The organism is Streptomyces sp. NPDC020489 (genome assembly GCF_044386545.1).
Classification (GTDB): domain Bacteria; phylum Actinomycetota; class Actinomycetes; order Streptomycetales; family Streptomycetaceae; genus Streptomyces.
Genome location: NZ_JBIRUZ010000018.1, coordinates 121,881 through 138,086, shown reverse-complemented (window position 1 = coordinate 138,086; position 16,206 = coordinate 121,881). Strand labels below are relative to the sequence as shown.

Here is a 16,206-nt window from a genome sequence, read left to right as displayed (position 1 = left end):
GGGGCCTCTGCGAGGTGGGCCGGAGCCCTGGGGTCGTCGGTGGTCCGCAGGATCGGGAACTTCGGGTGAAACATTTCCGGGGGGTCGGCGCGTCAGTGAAGTGAGAGCGCGAACGTGAGCGCGCCCACAGCAGGGGGAACAACATGAGACAGGTCCTTGCGGACCAGTACGCGGAGTTCGCGGCGGCCAGGGCGGGGCATCTCTACCGCTCCGCGTGCCTGCTCACCGCCGGGGACACGCATCTCGCCGAGGACCTGGTGCAGGAGACGCTGGGGCGGCTCTACATCAGCTGGCACCGCGTGACCCGGGTCGGCAACCCCGCCGGGTACGCGCAGACCGTCCTCACCCGCGCCTTCCTCACCCACCAGCGGCGGCGCAGCAGCAAGGAACGCGCCACCGACGAGTTCCCGGACCAGGCCTGGACCGACCACGGTGACGTCCCGCTGCGGCTGACGCTCCTGGAGGCGCTGGCCCGACTGCCCGCCAAGGACCGGGCGGTGGTCGTGCTGCGCTACTGGGAGGACCGCTCGATCGAGGAGACCGCCGACGCGATGCACGCCAGCTCCGCGGCCGTCCGCACCCGCTGCACCCGTGCCCTGGGCCGGCTGCGGGAACTGCTCGGCGAGGACCTCGGCGAGTACGCACGCTTCTGACGGGCCCGCCCGTCCCTATACCCGCTCATCCTTCACACCCCGGGGAAACGGTGGTTTGCCATGCCCGTACACCAGCACAGCGATCCCTTCGAGGACCGCGTCGCCGCCGAACTGCGTGACGCCGGCGGCCGGTTCAGCGCCGACCCGCACGCGCTCACCGCGGCGGGCCTGTCCCGTGGCCGACGGCTGCGGCTGCGGCGCCGGGCCGCGATCGTGGGGGGCGCCGCCTCCCTCGCGCTCGTCGGGGTGGGCGGCGCGCTGCTCCTGCCCGGCGGTTCGGACGCGGACCCCTCCTCGGTGGCCTCGAAGCCGAGGGCCACGGCGACCGTGCCGCCCGTCTCCGGGCAGGAGTTGATCAGCACGCTCAAGGAGCAGCTCGGGTACGGCAAGTTCAGCCAGGAGACCGGTCGCGGTACCGAGGACGCGCCGTACGCGTGGCTCGTGTGGGACGACGGGGACGGGGGATCCGTCGTCTCCGTCAACATGGATCGGATCGAGCCGGGTACCGAGAACGCCCGGCAGTTGACCGAGTGCCCGGACAAGGCGTTCACGCCGTACGACAGTTGCCGGACGAGCCGGCTGGACAACGGCTCGGTGCTGCGGATCCTCCAGGGGTACGAGTATCCCGACAAGCGGGAGCCCACCAAGCACTGGACCGCCGACCTGATCACGCCGAAGGGCCAGCACGTCGCGGTGTACGAGTGGAACGCCGAGGCCGAGAAGGGCTCGCCGGTCACCCGCGAGGACCCGCCGCTGGACGCCGCCGAGTTGAAGAAGCTGGTGACCGCGCCGGCGTGGCTGACGGCGGTCGACGCCATCCCCAAGGAGGACAGGCCGTCGCCGGCCGGCCCGGAGGAGACCGCCGCCCCCACCACCGACATCCGCAAGACGCTCGTCGACCTCCTCCCCGACGGTCTCACCCCGGTCTCGCGGGGCGGTGACGAGTCCGGGTGGGGTTATGTCGTCGTCGATGACGGCACGGGCAAGAGCCTCGTCGAGATCAATGTGCAGCCGGGCATGGGGGACCTCCTCGGCGGGAGTCTCTTCGAGGGCGCCGAGGAGGTCGGCGACGGCACGATGCTGGTCACCCGCGAGGACACCGGTGACAAGGACGTCCCGGGCGCGGTCCGGTGGACCGTCGACACGGTACGGATCAACGGGCTGCGGGTCGTCGTCAGCGCCCTCAACGCGAGCGGGCCGCACGACGCGCCGAGCCGTGCCAAGCCCGCCGTGACGATGGATCAGCTCAAGAAGATCGCGCTCAGCTCGAAGTGGGGGCCGAGCCGGGAGGAGTCGCAGACCGGTCAGAAGAACTCCGACCAGGGCTGATCCCAGATCTGCATCACGCACAGCACCAGGAACAGCAGCCCGGCGATCGCCAGCATCGCGTTGCTGAGCGGGCCGTTGCGCCATTCGGCCGGGGTGCGCGAGGAGTTGAGCAGCCGGATCAGGGTCCCCGCGAGGAAGGGCAGGAAGGCCGCGCCCAGCACGCCGTAGAGGATGATCAGGCGGAAGGGCTGGCCCTGGAAGAGCAGGACGATGGGCGGGAAGGTCAGCCACAGCAGGTACGCGCGGAAGGGCCAGGAGCGTTCGCGCGCACCGGAGGCGACCTCCTCGCCCGTCCCCGCTTCCGAGCCCTCGCCGCGGAAGCGGGCGACGAAGTCGGCGAACATCAGGCTCACGCCGTGCCAGACGCCGATCAGGGAGGTGTAGGAGGTGGCGAAGAAGCCGATCAGGAAGAACTTGGCGGTCGCGGAGCCGTACCTGTCCTCCAGGATGTCGCCGAGCTGGATGAGCCCCTTGTCGCCGGAGGCGATGGCCACGTTGGCCGAGTGCAGCAGCTCGGCGCCCACGAACAGCATCGAGATGACGAAGATGCCGGTGGTGGCGTAGGCGACGCGGTTGTCGAGCCGCATGACCTTCATCCAGCCGGTGTGGGTCCAGCCCTTGGCGTTGACCCAGTAGCCGTACGCGGCGAGCGTGATGGTGCCGCCGACGCCGCCGATGAGACCGAGGGTGTTGAGGATCGAGTCCTTCTCGTCGGGCAGGACCGGCAGCAGGCCGGCGAAGGCGTCCCCGAGGTTCGGGGTGACCCGGATCGCGAGGTAGACCGTCACCACGAACATGACGCCCACCAGGACCGTCATGACCTTCTCGAAGACCTCGTACTTGTTGAACCAGACGAAGACCAGACCGGAGAGCCCGCACAGCACGGCCCACCACTTGAGGTCCATCACGTCCGGGAACAGCGCCTGGAGCGGCAACGCGCTGGACGACATCGCGGCCGCGCCGTAGACGAAGCCCCAGATCACGACGTAGACGACGAAGAACCAGGTGGTCCAGCGGCCCAGGCTCGCCCAGCCGTCGAAGAGGGTGCGGCCGGTGGACAGGTGCCAGCGGCCGGCGGCCTCGGCGAGGGAGATCTTCACCAGACAGCCGATGACGGCGGCCCACAGGAGCGTGTAACCGAAGTTGCTGCCCGCGATGAGCGTGGCGACCAGGTCGCCGGCGCCGACGCCGGTGGCCGCGACGACGATGCCGGGGCCGATGTACTTCCAACTGGACTTGCGTGGGGTGGAGTGGGGCTCGGCCTGTGCCGCGGTGTCGCTGGAGTGTCCCGAGGTGTCCGCCATGAGGGTCAAGAAAGCCCAAAGCCGTCGGCTCGGCAAGAGGGCCTGCGGGGATCTTCACGCGATGCGCGTATGCGGCACCCGGCGCTCGCGGACCGGCCGGAGCCGGCGTTCGGGTGCGGGTCGTTTCGTCCGTGCGGGGTTCCGGCCATCGGGGCCTCTCCCGCCCTCACGCGCTCTTGACCTGCTCATGCCATGAGCGGACGATGAGCGCCACACCCGCACCTGTGTGTCACCTGTACGTCGCTGAACCACCCCCCGCTCCACTCCCCACTTCCGGCAGATCCCGGAATCCCTGGAGAAAGTAGGCGACTTCATGCGACTTCGCATCCGAGGCTCAGGCGCCCGTGGCGGCAGACGGACCGCCGCCCTCGCCGCCGTGCTCGCCCTCGCGCTCGCGGCGCCCCTCACCCTGGACGCCAGCGCCGACAGCACCGCCACGCCGTCCTCCACCGCGGACGACATCCGCCAGTACGAGATCCACACGCACGCGACCGTCAAGGAGCGCACGGCCCTTCAGCAGGCCGGCGTGACCGTCGACGAGGTGGACGACCACGGGGTCGTGGTCTCCGGCCGCGCCGACCAGATCCGCAGGCTGCGCGCGCAGGGCTACGAGGTGACCCCGCTCGGCGCGGTCCCCGACCGGTCCGGCGCGGACGGCGGGGTCACGATCAACGACTTCCCCTCGGCCGACTCGCGCTATCACAACTACGCGGAGATGACGAGCGAGATCAACTCGGTGGTCTCCGCCCACTCCTCCATCGCGAGCCAGCGGGTGATCGGCACCTCGTACCAGGGCCGCAACATCGTCGCCATCAAGATCAGCGACAATGTGGGCACCGACGAGGCCGAGCCGGAAGTGCTGTTCACCCACCACCAGCACGCCCGTGAGCACCTCACCGTCGAGATGGCGCTGTACCTGCTCACCGAGCTGACCTCGGACTACGGCACCGACCCCCGGGTGAAGAACCTGGTCGACAGCCGCGAGATCTGGATCATCCCGGACCTCAACCCGGACGGCGGCGAGTACGACGTGGCGACCGGCTCCTACCGCTCGTGGCGCAAGAACCGGCAGCCCAACTCCGGTTCCTCGTACGTCGGTACGGACCTCAACCGCAACTGGGCCTACCGCTGGGGCTGCTGCGGCGGGTCCTCGGGCTCGACGTCCTCGGAGACGTACCGCGGTCCGTCGGCCGAGTCGGCGCCCGAGGTCAAGGTCGTGGCGAACTTCGTGCGGAGCCGGGTCGTCGGCGGGACGCAGCAGATCAAGGCCGGCATCGACTTCCACACCTACAGCGAACTGGTGCTGTGGCCCTACGGGTACACCACCGCCAACACCGCCACCGGCATGACGACCGACGACCGCAACGCGTTCGCGACGGTCGGTCAGAAGATGGCCGCGAGCAACGGCTACACGCCCGAGCAGTCCAGCGACCTGTACATCACCGACGGGTCGATCGACGACTGGCTGTGGGGCAACCAGAAGATCTTCGCGTACACCTTCGAGATGTACCCGTCGTCCAGCTCCGGGGGCGGCTTCTACCCGCCCGACGAGGTGATCGCGCGGGAGACCTCACGCAACCGGGACGCGGTGCTGCAACTGCTGGAGAACGCCGACTGTATGTACCGCTCGATCGGCAAGGAGGCGCAGTACTGCGCCTAGAGGCCGGACAGGTCGTCGGGGAGCTGCGGGCCGGCTCTGGCCGGTCGCGCAGTTCCCCGCGCCCCTAGTCGTCCTCGGTCCCGGCGGCGGCGTCGTCCTCGAAGTAGGCGTCGAGGACGGCGTCCAGCTGCTCGTCCCACTCCTGGAAACGCGCCCGCGAGGAGGCCTCGATCTCGATCGGGTACCAGCGGCGGTCCGGGGTGTGCACGGTGATGGTGAACCGCTTGCCGAAGCGCGGGGACTCGGTCTCCACCGCCGCGATCTCGTCCCAGCGGAACTCGCACTTCTCCTCGTCGAGGCTCAGGCGTACGCCCTTCGCGTCGGCGACGATCCTCGCGCGGCGGTCGGAGGCCTCGAAGGCGGGACCGTCGGCGACGTCCGGCTCCGCCTCGGTGTCCGCCTCCGGCTCGACCGGGGTCGTCTCCTCCTCGGCGGCGGCCTCCTCCTGCGCCAGGGGCTCCTCGGTGTCCTCGGGCTTGCCGTCCTGCGGCTCGCCGGACACGGGTGAGGTGAGCCCGGGAATGAAGGCCGGGTCGAACCCGGCGCCCTTCAGGGGCTTGCTGCTCGAACCTATGCGCTGCTCCACAGCGGGAAGTATGGCGGACGAAGCTGTGTCGTGGGGCGCCGGGGGCAGAAGGTGTCGCGTCGCTACACGAACAGACTCAGGCCCGCCGCCACCACGAACCCGGCCACCGACAGGACCGTCTCCAGGACCGTCCAGGTCTTCAGGGTGTCGCGTTCGCTGATGCCGAAGTACTTGGCCACCATCCAGAAGCCGCCGTCGTTGACGTGCGAGGCGAAGATCGAACCGGCCGAGACGGCCATGATGACCAGGGCGACGAAGGCCTGGGAGTGGTCGCCCTCGGAGAGCAGGGGGGCCACGATGCCGGCCGTCGTCACGATGGCCACCGTCGCCGAGCCCTGCGCCACCCGCAGGACCACGGAGATCAGGTAGGACAGGACGATCACCGGGAGCCCGACGTCGTTGAAGGTGTCCGACAGGGCCTGGGCCACGCCGCTCGCCTTGAGGACCGCGCCGAAGACCCCGCCGGCGCCCACCACGAGGAGGATGTTGCCGACCGGCTTCAGCGACGCCGTCGACACCCTCTCCAGGGACTTGCGGGACCAGCCCCGGCGGATGCCCAGCAGGTAGTAGGCGAGCAGCAGGGCGATCGTCAGGGCCACGAACGGGCTGCCGAAGAACTCGATCACCGAGCGGCCCGTGGAGGGGTCCAGGGCGATGGAGGAGAAGGTCGCGGCGAGGATCAGCACCAGGGGTGTGCCGATGATGCCGAGGACCGTGCCGAGGGGCACCGGCCGCTCCTGCGGCTCGACCCCGGACGCGCGCTGCTCGTCGAGCACCGCCTGCCGCGCCTCCGCCGCCGCCTCGACCATGTCCTGCGGTACGGCCACGAAGATGCGCCGGCCGACCCACGCCGAGTACGCCCAGGCGGCCAGCACCGCCGGGATGCCGCAGACCACGCCCATCAGGATGACCCAGCCGAGGTCCACGTGGAGCAGTCCGGCCGCCGCCACCGGGCCGGGGTGCGGGGGCAGGAAGGCGTGGGTCATCGACAGACCGGCGAGCAGCGGGAGGCAGTACAGCAGGATCGACCTGCCGCTGCGCTTGGCCGCCGCGTACACGATCGGGGCGAGCACGAAGATGCCGACGTCGAAGAAGACCGGGATGCCGAAGATCAGGCCGGTCAGGCCCATGGCGAGGGGGGCGCGCCGCTCCCCGAACAACCCGAGCAGCCGGCCCGCCAACACCTCCGCCCCGCCGCTGACTTCGAGGATCGCGCCGAGCATCGTGCCCAGGCCGATGATGATCGCGACATGGCCGAGGATGCCGCCCATGCCGGACTCGATGGTCGACACCGCGTCCGAGCGCTGGACGGTGCCGAAGAGTTCGGTGACCGACAGACCCGCGAGCAGTCCGACGGTTATGGAGACCGCGAGCAGGGCCACGAAGGGCTGGAGTCTGACCTTGATGATCAGAAAGAGGAGGAGGGCGATACCGAGGGCGGCGACGGTGAGCAGCCCGGCGGTGCCGTCAATGAGGAGCAGCAGGCCTCCGGTGTGCGGTGGGGCCTGGACGGCGGGTGTGGCGGCGAGCGGAAGGGACATTCGGGGGTCCTCTACGTAAATGCATACGACTTTCGGGCAGGGGGGATCGCGGCATGGCCGCCCGGCAGGGGGCCATGCCGTGTGGGGGGGCGTGCGGGAGTGGGGCGGGCGGTCGCCCGCGCGTCAGCCGAGGACGGCGAGCGCGTCGATCTCGATGAGGAGTCCGGCGGGCAGGCCGACGTAGACGGTCGTACGGGCGGCCGGGGGCGCGGTGAGGCCCTGCTCCTCGAAGTAGGTGTTGTAGAGGGCGTTCATCTCGGCGAAGTGGTCGACGTCGGTGAGGTAGACGCGGATCATCATCACGTCGTCCCAGCTCGCGCCGCCCTCCTCGAGGATCGCCTTGACGTTGGCGAGGGTCTGGAGGGTCTGCTCGCGCAGGGTGGGGCCGGCCGGTGTCGGGGGCTTGCCCTCCTCGGCGGGGAGGAACCCGACCTGGCCGGCGACCTGGAGGATGTTGCCCTTGCGCACGCCGTGCGAGAACTTCGCGGGCGGGGTGGTGTGGGTGCTGGGGGTGAGCGCGGTCTTCTCGGTCATGAGGTGGCTTCCTTGACGGGGGTTCTGCCGGAGTACTCGCCGCTGATGGCGTCCGCCGTGCGGCGGACCAGCGGCAGGAGGCCGAGGAGTTCCTCGGCGGTGACGACGACGTTCGGCGCCGAGACCGACATGGCGGCCACGACCCTGCCGTCGGCGCCCCGGATCGGTGCGGCGACGCAGTTGATGGACTCCTCGTGGCCGCCGAGGTCGGCGGCCCAGCCCTGTTCGCGCACCTGCTCCAACTCCCGCAGGAAGGCGGGTGCGTTGGGTGTCGAACGGGACGTGTACAGGGGGTAGTCGAGTTTCTCCGCGAGGGCGCGGCGCTCGGCGGCGTGCAGATCCGCGAGGAGCAGCTTGGCCACGGCCGCGACGGTGAGGGCGACCGGCTTGCCGATCCGGGAGTACATCCGCACCGGGTAGCGGCTCTCGACCTTGTCGATGTACAGCACCTCGTCCTCCTCGTGCACGGCGAGGTGGACGGTGTGCCCGATCTGCTCGTTGAGGCGTACGAGATGGGGGTGGGCGATCTCGCGGATGTCGAGGTTCTCCATCGCCTCCTGGGCCAGCGCGATCAGCCGGGCGCCGAGGCGGTAGCGCTGGTCGGACTGGCGGTAGACCATGCCGTGTTCGTGGAGGGTGCGCAGCAGCCGCAGCGCGGTGGACTTGTGCACACCGAGGCGGTCGGCGACCTGTCCGAGGTCTGCGGGGCCCTCCGCGAGCAGCGGCAGGATGCTCAGCGCGCGGTCGACGGTCTGGCTCATGGGGTGCGTACCTCCTCCGGGGCCCTGTCGGCTTGCGTCCAGCCGGGGCCGAGTCGCAGTGTCTCCCACGTGTCGTCGTCGACGGCGGCCAGGCGGTCGGTGGTGTCGCGGGTCGGGGGTGTCGCGAGGTCGCCGGGGGCGGTGAGGGTGGCGGCGGCCCAGAGGTGGGCGGTGCGCAGGCAGGTCTTGAGGGAGAGGCCGCGCAGCAGGGCGGACAGGAAACCGGCGGCGAAGCCGTCACCGGCGCCGGTGGTGGCCACGACGTCGACGTCGAGGGCGGGGACGAAGGCGGGCGAGGAAGCCTCGCCCGGCGACTCCGGGTCGGCCCCCGGCCCCAGGGGCGCGGGGAACCGCGCGGCCAGAGCCCTGCGGCCCGCGGCCGACACGAATGCGGTGGCCCCCTCGGCCCCCTGCTTCACCACCAGCACGCCCGGCTCCGGCAGCGACTCGCGGATCGCCTCGGGTCCGCCCGTCACCCCCCATGCCTCGTCCTCCCCGACGAACACCACGTCCGCCCGCCGCGCGCACTCCAGCACCATGTCGGTGCCGTCGACGTCCCTCCAGAGTTCGGGACGGTGGTTGACGTCGAAGGAGACGAGGGGGCGATCCGGCCCGGCCGCCAGGAGCTCCCGCAGCAGCCCCCGGCACCCCGCGGACAGTGCCGCGGTGATCCCCGTCAGATGCAGCACCCGCCCGGCACGCGCCGCGCCGAGGTCCACGTTCGCCACGGACATCGCCGACGCCGCCGATCCCGCCCGGTAGTAGGCGACCTCGTGCCCGCCCGTCCCCCGCTCCCCCGCCGTACGGAAGTAGACCCCCGTGGGGCGAGCGGGGTCCCGGCCGACGGACGAGACGTCGACGCCGTAGGACCCGATCGCCTCGACCAGGTGGTCGCCGAAGCCGTCCGCGCCGACCCGGCTGACCCATCGCACGGAGTGTCCCGCGGCGGCCAGGGCGCAGGCGACGTTCGACTCCGCGCCCCCGATCCCCCGCTCGAACGACGGCACGTCGGCGAGGCGGCCCGGGCGGGTGGGCAGGAAGGTGACCATGGACTCGCCGAGCGCGACGACGTCCACGACGTCGGGGGCGTTGGTCACGATGGTCGTGGCTCCTCGGTGCGGGGCAGGGTTCAGGGGGTCCATTGACCCCGCGTTGGCCGAGATGTTAGACAGCGGTGAGCGACATACGCAATGGACGTTGCAACAGATGCAACGCACCAGATCAGGGAGGCTCCATGACAGCCGACAGCCCTTCCGAAGCACTCGCCCTCCTTGCCGGGGAACGGGTCGACCACCGCTTCAAGGGCCTCCCGCCGGACGCGGACGGCCTCACCGTCGCCGAGCTGGCCGCCCAGCGCCGCAACCTCTTCACCGGCGGTTTCACCACACCCGTCCTCGCGCTCTCCGCCGAGCGCCTGGAGCACAACCTCAAGCTGATGGAGACGTACGCCGTCCGCCACGGGCTCGCGTTCGCCCCGCACGGCAAGACCTCCATGGCGCCCCAGCTCTTCCAGCGGCAGATCGAGCACGGCGCCTGGGGCATCACCCTCGCCGTACCGCACCAGGTCCGCGTGGCCCGCGCCTTCGGCACCCGGCGGGTCTTCCTCGCCAACGAGCTCGTCGACCCCGCCGCCCTGCGCTGGATCTCCGCCGAACTGGACGCCGACCCCGGGTTCCGGCTCGTCTGCTACGTCGACTCCGTGCGGGGCGTCGAGCTCATGGACGCGGCCCTCGCCGGCGCCGCCCGTCCCCTCGACGTCGTCGTGGAGCTGGCCGCAGGTGACGGCGCCCGCACCGGTGTGCGCACCGAAGCGGAGTGCGCGGCCGTCGCCGACGCCGTGGCCGCCGCACCGACGCTGCGGCTCGTGGGGGTCGCCGGGTACGAGGGCGAGGTGCCGGGGGCGGACCCGGAGCGGGTGCGCGCCTGGCTGCGGCGGCTGGTCGCGCTCGCCGTCGCGTTCGACAAGGACGGGCGGTTCGACGGGACGGACGAGATCGTCGTCAGCGCGGGCGGCAGCGCCTGGTTCGACGCCGTCGCCGACGTCTTCGCCGAGATCCCCGAACTGTCCCTCCCGGTGCTGAAGTTGCTGCGCTCCGGCGCCTATGTCTCGCACGACGACGGCCACTACCGGAAGATCACCCCCTTCAACCGGGTGCCCGAGGAGGGCGCGCTGGAGCCGGCGTTCCGGCTCTGGGCGCAGGTCGTCTCCCGCCCCTCCCCGGAGCAGGCCTTCGTCAACGCGGGCAAGCGGGACGCGGCGTACGACATGCATCTGCCGTTCGCCCAGGTCGTACGGCGGGACGGCGTCGAGCGCCCGGCGACCGGCGTCGAGGTCACCGGCGTGTCCGACCAGCACGCCTGGCTGCGCACCGGCCCCGAGGCGGATCTGGAGGTCGGGGACTGGCTCGGCATGGGGCTGTCCCATCCGTGCACGTCCTTCGACAAGTGGCAGCTGATCCCGGTGGCCGAGGCGGACGGCACGGTCGTCGACTACCTCCGCACCTACTTCTAGGGAGGCCCGCGCCCATGGAGGAGCTCGTCATCCGGGACGTGGACGTCGTCGACGGCAGCGGCGCCCCGTCCTACCGCGCCGATGTCGTCGTCGACGGCGGCCGGATCGTCTCGATCGTCAAGGAGGCCGCCGACGCGGGCTGCCAACGCCCCAGGGCGCGCCGCGAGATGGACGCGGAGGGGCTCGTGCTGTCCCCCGGCTTCATCGACATGCACGCCCACAGCGACCTCGCCCTGCTGCGCGACCCGGACCACAGCGCCAAGGCGGCGCAAGGGGTCACGCTCGAAGTCCTGGGCCAGGACGGGCTGTCGTACGCCCCGGTCGACGACCGCACGCTCGCCGAGGTCCGCCGCGCCATCGCCGGCTGGAACGGGTACGGTGACGACATCGACTTCGACTGGCGGTCGGTGGGCGAGTACCTCGACCGCCTGGACTCCGGCTTCGAGGGCCGGGGCATCGCCGTCAACGCGGCCTATCTGATCCCCCAGGGGACGGTCCGGATGCTCGCCGTCGGCTGGGAGGACCGCGAGGCCACCCCCCGGGAGCTGGACCGGATGCGGCAGTTGGTCGCCGAGGGCATGGAGCAGGGCGCGGTCGGCATGTCCTCGGGGCTCACCTACACCCCGGGCATGTACGCCAAGGACGCCGAACTCACCGAGCTGTGCCGGGTGGTGGCCTCGTACGGCGGCTACTACTGCCCGCACCACCGGTCCTACGGGGCGGGCGCGCTCCAGGCGTACGCGGAGATGGTCGCCCTGACCCGGGAGGCAGGCTGCCCCCTCCATCTCGCCCACGCCACCATGAACTTCGGGGTGAACAAGGGGCGGGCGCCGGACCTGGTCGAGCTGCTGGACCAGGCGCTGGCGGCCGGCGCCGACATCAGCCTCGACACCTACCCCTACACGCCCGGCTGCACCACGCTCGTGGCGCTGCTGCCCAGTTGGGCGAGCGAGGGCGGCCCGGAGGAGATCCTCGGCCGGCTCGCTGACGACGGGACCGCGGAGCGCATGCGCCACCACCTGGAGGTCGTCGGCTCGGACGGCTGCCACGGGGTGCCGGTGGAGTGGGACACGATCGAGATCTCGGGGGTCGCGGACCCCGCGCTGGCGCACTGGGTGGGGCGGCGCCTGGACGGGTGGGCGGCCGCCCGTCACCTGCTGCTCGCCGACCGGCTGGCCCCGTCGATCCTCCAGCACGTCGGCCACGAGGACAACGTCCGCACGATCATGCGGCACCCCGTCCACACCGGGGGTTCCGACGGGATCCTCCAGGGCGCCAAGCCGCACCCGCGCGCGTACGGCACCTTCCCGCGCTATCTCGGCTACTACGTAAGGGAGTTGGGCGTCCTGTCGCTGGAGGAGTGCGTCGCCCGTCTGACATCGCGTCCGGCGGCCCGGCTGCGCCTGCCGGACCGCGGGCTGGTGCGCGAAGGGTACCGGGCGGATCTGGTCCTGTTCGACCCGGCGACGGTGGCGGCGGGCTCGACGTACGAGAACCCGCGCGCGCTCCCGGTCGGCATCCCGCACGTCCTGATCGACGGCCGGTTCGTGATCGAGGACGGCCACCGCACGGACGTCCTGGCGGGCCGGGCGGTCCGTAACAGTCCCGTGTGACGGAACGCCCACCCGAACTCCGTCAGCGGGTTACGGCTTGGGCAGCGTGCACGTGCTCGCGCTCAGGTTGAGCTGGTTGCGGGTGGTGAAGCAGGCCGGGATGTTGTAGATCTCCTGGGCGTAGTTGATGCCCTGGCGGACGGTGACGGCGCCGGTCTGGCTGACCTCGCACGGGTTGTTGACCGTGCAGGACTCGCCGTCCTCGTTGCCGGTGTTGTTGACGGCGACGACCTTGCCGGTGGCCTGGTCGATCACCGGCGAGCCGGAGGTGCCGCCGATGGTGTTGCAGGCGGAGGTGTAGCGGACCGAGTCCTTCCAGGTCCAGTCACCCTCCTTCAGGCGGTAGACGAACCCGTCGATGTTGCAGTTGTAGAGGGTCTTCCAGTACCCGGAGGCCACGGTGATGGCGGTGCCCGCGGTCGGGTGGGTGTCCTGGACGGTCAGCGCGGAGATGCCGTACGAGTTCTTGATCGTCGCGTACGTGCTGGTGAGCTGGTAGATCGAGACGTCCGTGTCGGTCATCGTCGCGTAGGCGAGCTTGCTCGCGCGCAGCGTGGCGACCCGGGAGCCGGAGGAGTTGAGCAGGCCGAAGGAGCGGCTGGAGGCCTGGTTGGTGATGACCTGGCCCGGGGCCGGGAAGCCGGAGGTCAGACAGTGGCCGTTGGAGAGCACCAGGGCCGGGTCGGTGTCCAGGGAGTTGGGGAAGCGGACGACCGAGCCGGAGCAGTTGCTGAGCGAGACCGTGCCGGCCAGGGTCACGGCCTGGAGCGTGGGCGAGGGTGCCGTGGTCTGCTTCAGCGCCGAGGTGGTGGAGGTGACCAGGTCGTGCACGACCGAGGTGGCCGTCTCCGTGTCCACGCTCTTTCCAACGCCGGCGACCGAGGGCTCGGCCGCGACCGCGGGTGCCGTACCCATCCCGGCGAGTGCCAGGACACTGAGTGCGGCGACGAGAGGCTTTCTCATGTGGGGGTCCCCTCTTGCGACTTGGACGACCGGAAATCTTCCGGCCGTCCGTGAGTTTGTCATGCGCATTGTGAAGAGGGGTGGGCAATCGGGCAAGAAGTCGTGCCGAGCCTGATCACGCGACCCGGCCGGAACGGGCCCTCCGCGCCCGGCCAGGGCAACTTGTCCATTACGGCGCCTACTTGGGCCCTTTCGTGCTCCCCTGTCCGCGCCCCTTGCCGTTGGCGTTGCCCGGCGCCGACCGGCTCGCGGTGGCGGTCGGCGAGGGGGTGATGGAGGGGCCCGAGGGCTGCCCCGCCTCCTTCGGCTCGTCCGGCTTCTCCGCGGAGGTCGACGGGGAGGGACTGGGGGCGGCCGTCCCGGAGGAGGGCGCCTCGGCGTCCGGCGCCCCGGTCCCGTCCGAGCCGGTCCCGTCCGACCCGCCCCCGTCCGACCCGGTCGCGGTGCCGCCCGCGCCGGGCTCCGCGGGACCGTCGGCCGCCGACGACGCCGTACGGCCGTGCTCGACCTCGGCGTCACCCGGCGCCGACCCGCCTCCCGAGAAGGCGAACCCGGCGATCAGCGCGGCCGCCGACACGGCGCCGACCGCACCGGCCGCGACCGCCACCCGCCGCGAACGCCAGGGGCTCGGCTTGCGGCGGGAGCGGGAGCGGGAAGGGGAAGGGGAGCGCCGGGACGGGACCCGCGGCAGCTCGGCCGTCTCGTCGTACGCGTTCTGCCAGCCGTGCGCGACGGCCGGATCGGCGTACCCCTCGTACGGCGGGGGCGGCTCGGCCCGCGGGTGGTACACGTTCGGCGGGACCTGGGGGTCGCGCGCACGGGGTGTCCCGTTTCCGTACGCGTCGGGGCTGGACATGGCCGCGGATTGTAGGGACGGGCGGGCCCCCGGGGACAGCTACCGGCGATAACCGCCCAAACCGCACCGTCTCGCGTGGCGGAAAACACGACCCACGGAGCGTTACCCCACCGTAAGCTCGCTGACATGCAGGTGATCCAGTCGACCAAGCTCGCCAACGTCTGTTACGAGATCCGGGGCCCGGTTCTCGAGGAGGCCATGCGGCTGGAGGCGGCGGGACACCGCATCCTCAAGCTCAACACGGGCAACCCGGCGGCGTTCGGCTTCGAGTGCCCCCCGGAGATCCTCGAGGACATCCTCCGCAACGTCTCCTCCGCCCATGGCTACGGCGACGCGAAGGGTCTGCTGGCCGCCCGCCGGGCCGTCGTCATGCACAACCAGACCCTCGGCATCGAGACCGACGTCGAGCACGTCTTCGTCGGCAACGGCGTCTCCGAGCTGATCGTGATGGCGATGCAGGGGCTGCTCGACGACGGCGACGAGGTCCTCGTCCCGTCGCCGGACTACCCGCTGTGGACGGCCGCGGTCTCCCTCTCCGGCGGCACCGCCGTCCACTACCGCTGCGACGAGCAGTCCGACTGGATGCCGGACCTCGCCGACATCGAACGCAAGGTCACCGACCGCACCAAGGCGATCGTGATCATCAACCCGAACAACCCGACCGGCGCGGTCTACGACGAGGCGATGGTCCGGGCCCTGACCGACATCGCCCGCCGCCACAACCTGCTGGTCTGCTCGGACGAGATCTACGACAAGATCCTCTACGACGGTGCCACCCACACCCCGACCGCCGCCGTCGCGCCGGACCTGCTGACCCTCACCTTCAACGGCATGTCGAAGGCGTACCGGGTCGCCGGCTACCGGGTCGGCTGGATGTCGGTCTCCGGCCCCCGCGCGCACGCGGAGTCCTACATCGAGGGCCTGACCGTCCTCGCGAACATGCGCCTGTGCGCGAACATGCCCGGTCAGCACGGTGTGGTCGCCGCACTCAGCGGGCGCCAGACGATCAACGACCTCGTGCTGCCCGGCGGACGGCTGCGGGAGCAGCGGGACACGGCCTACGAGCTGCTGACCCAGATCCCGGGCGTGACCTGCGTGAAGCCCAAGGGGGCGCTGTACCTCTTCCCGCGGCTCGACCCCAAGGTCTTCAAGATCAAGGACGACCGGCAGCTGGTCCTGGACCTGCTGCGGCGCGAGAAGATCATGGTCGTCCAGGGCACCGGCTTCAACTGGACCGAGCCCGACCACTTCCGGGTCGTGACCCTGCCGACGGCCCGCGATCTGCGGGACGCGGTGACCCGGATCGGGAACTTCCTGGACGGGTACAGCCAGCCATAGTCACGGTTCTGCCCGCGACTCAACTTTAGACTGAATCCAAGCTAGGATGGTTTCCTGACAGCACGGGAGGCCATCCATGTACGAACCGATCCGCACCAAGTCGGTCCACAGCACGATGGCCGGCACCACGTCCGACTTCCCGCACCGGACCCGCGAGGAAGAGCTGGACATCCAGCTCGCCGGCCATCTGGCCGCACTGCTGGCGGTCACCGACGAGCTGCGGGCGACCACCCCGTCGGCCGACCTCGACGCCGCCGCGGAGCGACTCGCCGGGCAGCTGACGCGGCTGCGGGGCGGCGGCGCGCCGGCCCGAGCCGCCGGCACGGGCGAGGGACGGCCCTCGTCCCTGCACCTGCGGGCGCACGCCCTGGCGGGGCGGGCGCTGGTGGTGGCCGCCTCCCGTGCGGACACGGCGGTGGCGATCCTCGCGGCCGAACGGATGGACGCGCACTCCGCCGCGCTCGCCGAGGCGCACAGTGCCGCGCCGGTCGAGCCGCAGGCCGCCGCACCGGCCGAGCCGCGTGAGCTGACCGCGGCCGGCTGAACCCCCTGACGG

15 protein-coding genes are annotated in these 16,206 nt (G+C 71.2%); 7 read left to right on the top strand and 8 right to left on the bottom strand.

The window, feature by feature from the left end; all coding sequences use genetic code 11:
* The first annotated feature begins 143 nt into the window (after positions 1–143).
* Positions 144–653 (top strand): SigE family RNA polymerase sigma factor, encoded by a 510-nt coding sequence (locus ACH41F_RS36475; RefSeq protein WP_398839387.1) that lies wholly within the window; start codon positions 144–146, stop codon positions 651–653.
* Between the two features lie 60 nt (positions 654–713).
* On the top strand, positions 714–1,982 hold the full coding sequence (locus ACH41F_RS36470; RefSeq protein WP_398839385.1) for a hypothetical protein: 1,269 nt from the start codon (positions 714–716) through the stop codon (positions 1,980–1,982).
* On the opposite strand, the gene ACH41F_RS36465 is transcribed toward ACH41F_RS36470, so the two are convergent.
* Complete coding sequence (locus ACH41F_RS36465; protein WP_398839383.1) at positions 1,958–3,286, bottom strand: Nramp family divalent metal transporter; 1,329 nt, start codon at positions 3,284–3,286, stop codon at positions 1,958–1,960. The genes ACH41F_RS36470 and ACH41F_RS36465 overlap by 25 nt on opposite strands.
* 313 nt (positions 3,287–3,599) lie before the next feature.
* Between ACH41F_RS36465 and ACH41F_RS36460 the strand changes: the two genes are divergently transcribed.
* On the top strand, positions 3,600–4,946 hold the full coding sequence (locus ACH41F_RS36460; RefSeq protein ID WP_391234921.1) for a M14 family zinc carboxypeptidase: 1,347 nt from the start codon (positions 3,600–3,602) through the stop codon (positions 4,944–4,946).
* 64 nt (positions 4,947–5,010) lie between these two features.
* Here the strand turns inward: ACH41F_RS36460 and ACH41F_RS36455 are convergent, their stop codons facing one another.
* From ACH41F_RS36455 to ACH41F_RS36435, 5 genes are all read right to left on the bottom strand, one after another.
* Positions 5,011–5,532, bottom strand: coding sequence for a hypothetical protein (locus ACH41F_RS36455; protein ID WP_391234919.1), 522 nt, complete (start codon positions 5,530–5,532; stop codon positions 5,011–5,013).
* Between the two features lie 62 nt (positions 5,533–5,594).
* The gene (locus tag ACH41F_RS36450; protein ID WP_391234917.1) at positions 5,595–7,073 is read right to left on the bottom strand and encodes a gluconate:H+ symporter; all 1,479 of its coding nucleotides are present in this window, start codon (positions 7,071–7,073) and stop codon (positions 5,595–5,597) included.
* A gap of 123 nt (positions 7,074–7,196) precedes the next feature.
* Positions 7,197–7,607, bottom strand: a complete 411-nt coding sequence (locus ACH41F_RS36445) for a Rid family hydrolase (protein WP_391234915.1) — start codon at positions 7,605–7,607, stop codon at positions 7,197–7,199.
* Entirely contained in the window at positions 7,604–8,368 is a 765-nt protein-coding gene (locus ACH41F_RS36440) for an IclR family transcriptional regulator C-terminal domain-containing protein (RefSeq protein WP_391234913.1), read from the bottom strand. The genes ACH41F_RS36445 and ACH41F_RS36440 overlap by 4 nt, the downstream gene beginning before the upstream one ends.
* Positions 8,365–9,417 (bottom strand): sugar kinase, encoded by a 1,053-nt coding sequence (locus ACH41F_RS36435; RefSeq protein WP_398839435.1) that lies wholly within the window; start codon positions 9,415–9,417, stop codon positions 8,365–8,367. Before ACH41F_RS36435 ends, ACH41F_RS36440 begins: the two co-directional genes overlap by 4 nt.
* A gap of 185 nt (positions 9,418–9,602) precedes the next feature.
* Here ACH41F_RS36435 and ACH41F_RS36430 point away from each other — a divergent pair, with 185 nt between their 5' ends.
* Positions 9,603–10,880, top strand: a complete 1,278-nt coding sequence (locus tag ACH41F_RS36430; protein WP_398839378.1) for an amino acid deaminase — start codon at positions 9,603–9,605, stop codon at positions 10,878–10,880.
* Between the two features lie 14 nt (positions 10,881–10,894).
* The gene (locus ACH41F_RS36425; protein WP_398839376.1) at positions 10,895–12,493 is read left to right on the top strand and encodes an amidohydrolase family protein; all 1,599 of its coding nucleotides are present in this window, start codon (positions 10,895–10,897) and stop codon (positions 12,491–12,493) included.
* Positions 12,494–12,523: 30 nt separating this feature from the next.
* Here ACH41F_RS36425 and ACH41F_RS36420 read toward each other — a convergent pair whose 3' ends face one another.
* Positions 12,524–13,456 carry a trypsin-like peptidase domain-containing protein gene (locus ACH41F_RS36420; protein WP_391234905.1) on the bottom strand — a complete coding sequence of 311 codons (933 nt, stop codon included), beginning with the start codon at positions 13,454–13,456 and terminating at the stop codon, positions 12,524–12,526.
* Between the two features lie 178 nt (positions 13,457–13,634).
* Positions 13,635–14,312, bottom strand: coding sequence for a hypothetical protein (locus ACH41F_RS36415; RefSeq protein ID WP_398839374.1), 678 nt, complete (start codon positions 14,310–14,312; stop codon positions 13,635–13,637).
* A 126-nt stretch (positions 14,313–14,438) separates the two neighbouring features.
* Here ACH41F_RS36415 and ACH41F_RS36410 point away from each other — a divergent pair, with 126 nt between their 5' ends.
* Together ACH41F_RS36410 and ACH41F_RS36405 are read left to right on the top strand one after the other, a co-directional pair.
* Positions 14,439–15,650 carry an aminotransferase class I/II-fold pyridoxal phosphate-dependent enzyme gene (locus ACH41F_RS36410; protein ID WP_391234901.1) on the top strand — a complete coding sequence of 404 codons (1,212 nt, stop codon included), beginning with the start codon at positions 14,439–14,441 and terminating at the stop codon, positions 15,648–15,650.
* Between the two features lie 76 nt (positions 15,651–15,726).
* Positions 15,727–16,194, top strand: a complete 468-nt coding sequence (locus tag ACH41F_RS36405; protein WP_391234899.1) for a hypothetical protein — start codon at positions 15,727–15,729, stop codon at positions 16,192–16,194.
* Positions 16,195–16,206: the final 12 nt, after the last annotated feature.